The following is a 6,372-nucleotide window of genomic DNA, read 5'->3' as shown; positions in this document are numbered from 1 at the left end:
CGTACTGGTCGTACTGCTGCTGCTCGTAGGGCTGCTCGTACTGCTGCTGCTCGTACTGCTGCTGGCCCGGGTACTGCTGGTACCCGTCCTGGTACGGCTCCTGGTAGCCGTAGCCCTGCTGGTACGCCTGCGGCTGCACCGGCGCCACGGGCTGCCCGTACTGGTCGTACTGCTGCTGCTCGTAGGGCTGCTCGTACTGCTGCTGCTCGTACTGCTGCTGGCCCGGGTACTGCTGGTACCCGTCCTGGTACTGCTGCTGGTACTGCCCGGTGGACCAGTCGTCCTGCTGGCCGCCCCTGCGGTCCGTCACGCCGCCCCTCCAGGTGTCAAGACCGGTGCGGCGCGTAGAGCGCCCGCTTGTCGATGTAGCGGACCACGCCGTCCGGGACGAGGTACCAGACCGGTTCGCCCTTGGCGACCCGGTTGCGGCAGTCCGTGGAGGAGATGGCCAGCGCCGGGACCTCCACCAGGGAGACCCCGCCCACCGGAAGCCCGGCGTCCGAAAGAGTGTGCCCCGGGCGGGTGCAGCCGATGAAGTGCGCGAGCGAGAAGAGTTCGTCGGAGTCGCGCCAGGAGAGGATCTGGGCGAGCGCGTCGGCGCCGGTGATGAAGAAGAGGTCGGCGTCCGGGTGCAGCGCGTGCAGGTCGCGCAGGGTGTCGACGGTGTACGTCGGGCCCTCGCGGTCGATGTCGATCCGGCTGACGGAGAACTGCGGGTTCTCCGCGGTGGCGATGACCGTCATCAGGTAGCGGTCCTCGGCCGGGGTGACCTGGCGGTCGCTCTTCTGCCACGGCTGCCCGGTCGGCACGAAGATCACCTCGTCGAGGTGGAACGCGCTCGCCACCTCACTGGCGGCGACCAGGTGCCCGTGGTGGATCGGGTCGAAGGTGCCGCCCATCACGCCGAGGCGCTTCTTCACCGGTACTCGTCCGCCGGGGGTCTCGGCCTGCTGTCCCATGCCGCCACACCTTACGCGACGCCCGTCGGCGTCCGGGCGGCGCCGCCGGGCGGGGCCGCGGGCGGCCGGGAACGCATGCAGGAGCGTCCGGCGCGGGCCGGACGCTCCCCGTCCGCGGCTGCGGCGGTCGGCTCAGCGGTCGCGGTTGAAGCGGGTGGTCACGTAGAGCAGCACCAGCAGGATGAACAGCGCGGCACCGCCCGTGACGTACGGGTTCAGGCCGTCGTGACCGCCCCCCTCGCCCTCGTTGGCGAGCAGGGTCAGAACGGGAAGTGCGGCGGCAGTGCTCATGGTCGGCGGTGACCTTCTCGGCTCGGGTGTCGGACCAGGGGTGCGGGCCGGTGAGGGGCCCACCGGTCATCGTACGGGTGGCCCCGGCGCAACCGCGCGGCGGCCCACCGCGTCTGAGCCCGCGTGAGCCGGGGCCGGTGCCGGGCGGTGTCAGTTGCTGCGGCCGGCCCGGAGCAGGATCCAGGCGAGCAGCCCGACGCCCACGAAGGAGCCGACCACGATGATCCGCAGGAACAGGCCGGGCCCGGACTCCGAGGAGATCGGCTCGGCCAGGCTCACAAGGGCTTCGGTGGTCATCTGCGGGCTCCTCGAACTACTCGGTGCCGCGGCCGTCCCCGGTCCCGGCTCTCCTGGGCAATCAGCGTAAACCGGGCTCACACCCCGGCCGTCCACCGCCCCCCTCCGCGCCGCGGGACCGCCCGCCGTCCGGCGTAGGGTGTCCGCCGGGGACGAGTACGCAACCACGGACGTTGCACAGACAGTCGTTGCAGGCGAACACAGCGGGGGCCGGCCGGGTCACGGCCGGGACCGGCGCCGACAGGAGGGTACTCACACCATGACCGACACGACCGAGAAGACGCCGAGCCGACGCCGCCAGCGTTTCCCGGAGATCTCCACCCGGGCGTGGGAGCACCCGGCGGACCGCTCCGCGCTGGTCGCCCTGCGCAAGCTCTCCGGCTTCGACGACGTGCTGAAGAAGCTCGCCGGGCTGGTCTCCGAGCGCTCGATCCGGCTGATGTTCCTGGCCACCGCCGTGAAGACCTCGGAGCGGCAGTTCCCCGAGCTGTACGACATGGTGCGCGACGCCGCGTACGTGCTGGACCTGGAGAAGGTCCCGGACCTCTACGTCAGCCAGGACCCGACGGTCAACGCGTACTGCATCGGCATCGACACCCCGGTCATCGTCGTCACCAGCGGGCTGGTCGAGCTGCTCGACGAGGAGGAGCTCCGCTCGGTCATCGGCCACGAGGTCGGCCACGCGATGTCCGGCCACGCGGTCTACCGGACGATGCTGCTGATCCTCACCAACATCGCCACCCGGATCGCCTGGCTGCCGCTCGGCAATCTGGCGATCATGGCCGTGATCACCGCGCTCAAGGAGTGGTTCCGCAAGGCCGAGCTGTCCAGCGACCGCGCCGGCCTGCTCGCCGGGCAGGACGTCCAGGCGTCCATGCGGGCCCTGATGAAGCTCGCCGGCGGGCACAACCTCGCCGAGATGAACGTCGACGCCTTCCTGGAGCAGGCCGAGGAGTACGAGCGGGCCGGCGACCTGCGGGACGGCGTGCTGAAGCTGCTCCAGGTGCTGCCGCAGAGCCACCCGTTCGCGGTGGTCCGGGTCGCCAAGCTGAAGAAGTGGGCGGAGAGCGACGAGTACCGCTCGATCCTGGCCGGGGCCTACCCGCGCCGGGGCGACGACTCCGACACCTCCGTCACCGACCAGTGGAAGGCCGCGGCCGACCACTACACCTCCTCGGTGAAGGAGAGCAAGGACCCGCTGATGGGCCTGCTCCGCGACGTGGCCGGCGGCGCGGTCACGGTCGGCGGCAAGCTCCGCGACACCTTCGGCGGCGCCCGGACCGGGAACGGCTCCGGCGGTACGAACGGCTCGAACGGCTCCGGCGGCTCGAACGGCTCGGGAAGCTCGGACAGCGGGTCCGCCGACCGGAACTGACCGGCCCCGCACCCGCCCCGAACGGCTCCCGGCCCACCGGCCGGGGGCCGTTCGGCGTCCGGCGGTCCCTCAGCCGCCCGCCAGGACCCCGCAGAGCTGCCACGCCGGGCGGGCGTGGTTGCCCGGGTCGATCGCCGGCGGGCTCGGCGGCGCGGTGCCGTCCGCCGTGGCGAGCAGCGGCTGCAGGTAGGCGGTGAGGGCGGTGCCGCAGGGGGCGGGCCCGGCCTGCAGCACCGAGTCGACCAGCCGCAGCTGGGACGCCGCCAGGTCGATGCGGTCGAACTCGAAGGTCAGCTCGCGGCGCACGGTCTGCAGCGTCACCGGGGCGTCCGCCGGAGCGCCCGCCGCCTTGAGGGCGTAGACGAAGGTGTGGTCGGTGGTGACCTGGAGGACGCCCGCCGGGTTCTCGTCGACCCGCATCGCCCCGGCCACCTTCACGCTGTCGGCCGCGAGCGCGACCTGGCCCGGGTCGAAGCGGACCAGCCAGCCGGTGGCCGCGGTGTTCCGGTCGCCGTTCGGGTGGCTCAGCCCGGCGTCGAACTGGGCCTGCTCCCCCGGCGTGACGAAGGCCCGGACCTCCGCGCTGGCCCCCTGGACCAGCGTCGCCGGGGCGAGCGAGGAGGCGACCAGGTAGCGCTGCACGGTGTCCAGCGCCTTGGTCACCTCGGACTTGGTGTAGTGCGTCGTCGCGGCGCCCGGCGGGGTCCCCAGCCCGACGGCGCCGTCGGCGTACCCGGCGGGCAGCCCGGCGAACGGGTCGGCGGGGTCGGCGACCGGCTGCACGGCGGTCAGCGGGGTCAGCGCGACCAGGCTGACGGCCAGTTGGCTGCCCTCGGGGCGGGCCGCCTGGCGGTCGGGCGAGCTGATGCCGAAGTACACCGCCGCGGCGAAGGCGGCCAGGATGAGGACCAGCAGGGCGAGGGCCTGCCGTGGGACGGTGCCGAAGGGGCCGAGCCTGACCTTGGGGCGGGTGGCGCGGCCGAAGGTGCCCGCCAGCCGCTCCCGGGCGGAGAGCTCCTGGATCCGGGCAGCCCGGACGAACGACTCGTCGAAAACGACGGAGCGGTACTCGTCCTCGTTGCCGGAACCACCGTCGGGCGCACCCTCCGGAGGCTCGCGCGGGTCACCCATGACACCAGGGTAAGGCGCACCCCCGCCCCGCTTCGAGGGTGCAGGCGCACATTCCCCGGAACACTCCGCGACCGGAGGGTCCGCGGACCCTCCGGGCCGCCGCTCAGCCCGCCGGCGCGGTGACCACCAGCGAGGGCTCGGGCTTGCTCGGGGTCGCCTCCGGACCGGCGCTGCTGCTGCCGGACTCGGGGCGCCGCGGTGTGCCGCCGGCCCCGCCCACGCCCTGGTAGATGGCCGCCACGGCCACCGCGACCAGGCTCACACCCATGATCACGGCGAGCACCCAGGCGACCGGCCGGTGCCAGCGCTGCTGCGCGACGTACCGGCCGCGGGCCGCGCGTTCCGGGTCGTACCCGGCGCGGCCCCAGCGCCCGACCCGGCCCCAGCGGGACCGCCGGGCGGCCCGGTCCGGGGCCGACCACGGGTCGGGGTAGTGGCGGTCCTCGTCCAGCCCGCGCGGGTACGGGCGCAGCTCCAGCGGGAGCCCGTCACCGGCGTGGGCGTCGTAGCCCCAGCCCGGGGAGACCGCCTCCGGCTCGAACCGGGCCTCGGCAGCGGCGAGCTGCCGCTCCTTGGCCGTCGGCTCGTGCACGGCGGCGGACCGGACGAAGGCGTCGTCGAAGACCACAGTGGCGAACTCGTCGTCCGCACCACCGTGGTCGGCGCCGTCGGGGTACGGCAAGCCCCCCACATCCTCAGCCACGGATTCAGCGTATTACCGGGCGGGCGATTTGTCTGTGGCTCCTCGCAGTTGGTCCGTCACCCGTGTGACGGACCCCCGCGGCGGGGGCGGGCGGCCGGCCCCGGCCGCATCCCCGGCGGGCGGCGCCCGCTACCCCCGCACGTGCCCGTCACCAGTGACGATGTACTTGGTGCTGGTCAGCTCGGGCAGGCCCATCGGGCCGCGGGCGTGCAGCTTCTGGGTGGAGATGCCGATCTCGGCGCCGAAGCCGAACTCACCGCCGTCGGTGAACCGGGTCGAGGCGTTGACGGCGACCGTGGTCGAGTCGACCAGCTGGGTGAAGCGGCGGGCCGCGGCCTGCGAGGTGGTGACGATGGCCTCGGTGTGGCCGGAGGACCAGCGGCGGATGTGCGCCACCGCGGCGTCCAGCGAGGGCACCACGGCGGCGGCCAGGTCGTACGAGAGGTACTCGGCGCCCCAGTCCTCGTCGGTGGCGGGCACGACCGCGGCGGCGGAGCCCTCGGCGGCCTTGAGCACCGCGTCGTCGCCGTGCACGGTGACGCCGGCCTCGGCGAGCGCGGCGAGGGCGAGCGGCAGGAACTCCTCGGCCACGTCCTGGTGGACCAGCAGCGTCTCGGCGGCGTTGCAGACGCTGACCCGCTGGGCCTTGGAGTTCAGCAGGATGCCGACGGCCATCGCCAGGTCGGTCTGCGCGTCCACGTACACGTGGCAGTTGCCGGTGCCGGTCTCGATCACCGGCACGGTCGAACCCTCGACGACCGTGCGGATCAGCGAGGCGCCGCCGCGCGGGATCAGCACGTCGACCAGGCCGCGGGCGCGCATCAGCTCCTGGACGGACTCCCGGCTCTCCCCCGGCACCAGCTGGATCACGTCGGCGGGCAGGCCGGCCGAGGCGACGGCGTCCCGCAGCACGGCCACCAGCGCGGTGTTGGAGCGGTACGCGGAGGCCGAGCCGCGCAGCAGGACGGCGTTGCCGGACTTCAGGCAGAGCGCGGCGGCGTCCGCGGTGACGTTGGGCCGGGCCTCGTAGATGATGCCGACGACGCCGAGCGGCACCCGCACCTGGCGCACGTCCAGGCCGTTGGGCAGCGTGTAGCCGCGGACCACCTCGCCGACCGGGTCGGGCAGTCCGGCCACGTCGCGGACGTCCGAGGCGATCGCGGCGATCCGCTCGTCGGTCAGGGTCAGCCGGTCGATCACGGACTCGGCGGTGCCGGCGGCGCGGGCCCGGGCGACGTCCTCGGCGTTGGCCGCGGTGATCTCGTCCCGGCGGGCGACCAGGGCCTCGGCGATCGCCACCAGCGCGGCGTCCTTGGCCGAGCGCGGCAGCGGGGCGAGCGCGGCGGCGGCCTCCCGGGCACGGCGCGCGGCGGCGAGGACGGGGCTGTCTGCGGTGGCGAGGTCGCTGGTCATGCCGCCAAGGGTAGCGACTGCCGCGGGCCCGCCCGCCGCGCATTTCGCCGGGTGAGACGTGCTGCCGGGCGGGCCCGCGGACGGCCGGCGCCCGGGGCGGGGGGGGCGCCGGCGCCCCCCCCCGGCCGTACGGGGACACCCCCCCCCCCCGCGGGGGCGGGTCGCCCCCGCCCACCGCCGGTCGCGTATAAACAACAGACGCA

The 6,372-nt window shown here is 74.1% G+C and carries 8 protein-coding genes; 1 reads left to right on the top strand and 7 read right to left on the bottom strand.

Annotated features, from left to right (window positions below):
• From ACWGB8_RS37185 to ACWGB8_RS37170, 4 genes are all read right to left on the bottom strand, one after another.
• Window positions 1–310: hypothetical protein (locus tag ACWGB8_RS37185; RefSeq protein ID WP_452218086.1), on the bottom strand; the 310-nt coding region annotated here is incomplete at its 3' end.
• Window positions 311–326: 16 nt separating this feature from the next.
• The gene (nadD, locus tag ACWGB8_RS37180) at window positions 327–959 is read right to left on the bottom strand and encodes a nicotinate-nucleotide adenylyltransferase (protein ID WP_452218085.1); all 633 of its coding nucleotides are present in this window, start codon (window positions 957–959) and stop codon (window positions 327–329) included.
• Between the two features lie 132 nt (window positions 960–1,091).
• Window positions 1,092–1,250 (bottom strand): hypothetical protein, encoded by a 159-nt coding sequence (locus tag ACWGB8_RS37175; protein WP_452218084.1) that lies wholly within the window; start codon window positions 1,248–1,250, stop codon window positions 1,092–1,094.
• 150 nt (window positions 1,251–1,400) lie between these two features.
• Window positions 1,401–1,547, bottom strand: a complete 147-nt coding sequence (locus ACWGB8_RS37170; RefSeq protein WP_452218083.1) for a hypothetical protein — start codon at window positions 1,545–1,547, stop codon at window positions 1,401–1,403.
• A gap of 259 nt (window positions 1,548–1,806) precedes the next feature.
• Here ACWGB8_RS37170 and ACWGB8_RS37165 point away from each other — a divergent pair, with 259 nt between their 5' ends.
• On the top strand, window positions 1,807–2,922 hold the full coding sequence (locus tag ACWGB8_RS37165; protein ID WP_452218082.1) for a M48 family metallopeptidase: 1,116 nt from the start codon (window positions 1,807–1,809) through the stop codon (window positions 2,920–2,922).
• 69 nt (window positions 2,923–2,991) lie between these two features.
• On the opposite strand, the gene ACWGB8_RS37160 is transcribed toward ACWGB8_RS37165, so the two are convergent.
• The 3 genes from ACWGB8_RS37160 to ACWGB8_RS37150 form a co-directional block, all read right to left on the bottom strand.
• Entirely contained in the window at window positions 2,992–4,053 is a 1,062-nt protein-coding gene (locus ACWGB8_RS37160) for an SCO2583 family membrane protein (protein WP_452218081.1), read from the bottom strand.
• A gap of 103 nt (window positions 4,054–4,156) precedes the next feature.
• On the bottom strand, window positions 4,157–4,756 hold the full coding sequence (locus ACWGB8_RS37155; RefSeq protein ID WP_452218080.1) for an SCO2584 family spore wall biosynthesis protein: 600 nt from the start codon (window positions 4,754–4,756) through the stop codon (window positions 4,157–4,159).
• Between the two features lie 129 nt (window positions 4,757–4,885).
• Entirely contained in the window at window positions 4,886–6,169 is a 1,284-nt protein-coding gene (locus ACWGB8_RS37150) for a glutamate-5-semialdehyde dehydrogenase (protein ID WP_452218079.1), read from the bottom strand.
• Window positions 6,170–6,372: the final 203 nt, after the last annotated feature.

This window comes from Kitasatospora sp. NPDC054939, assembly GCF_053610105.1.
Note: the sequence above shows the minus strand (reverse complement) of the source record. Positions and strands in the feature narration are given on the sequence as shown.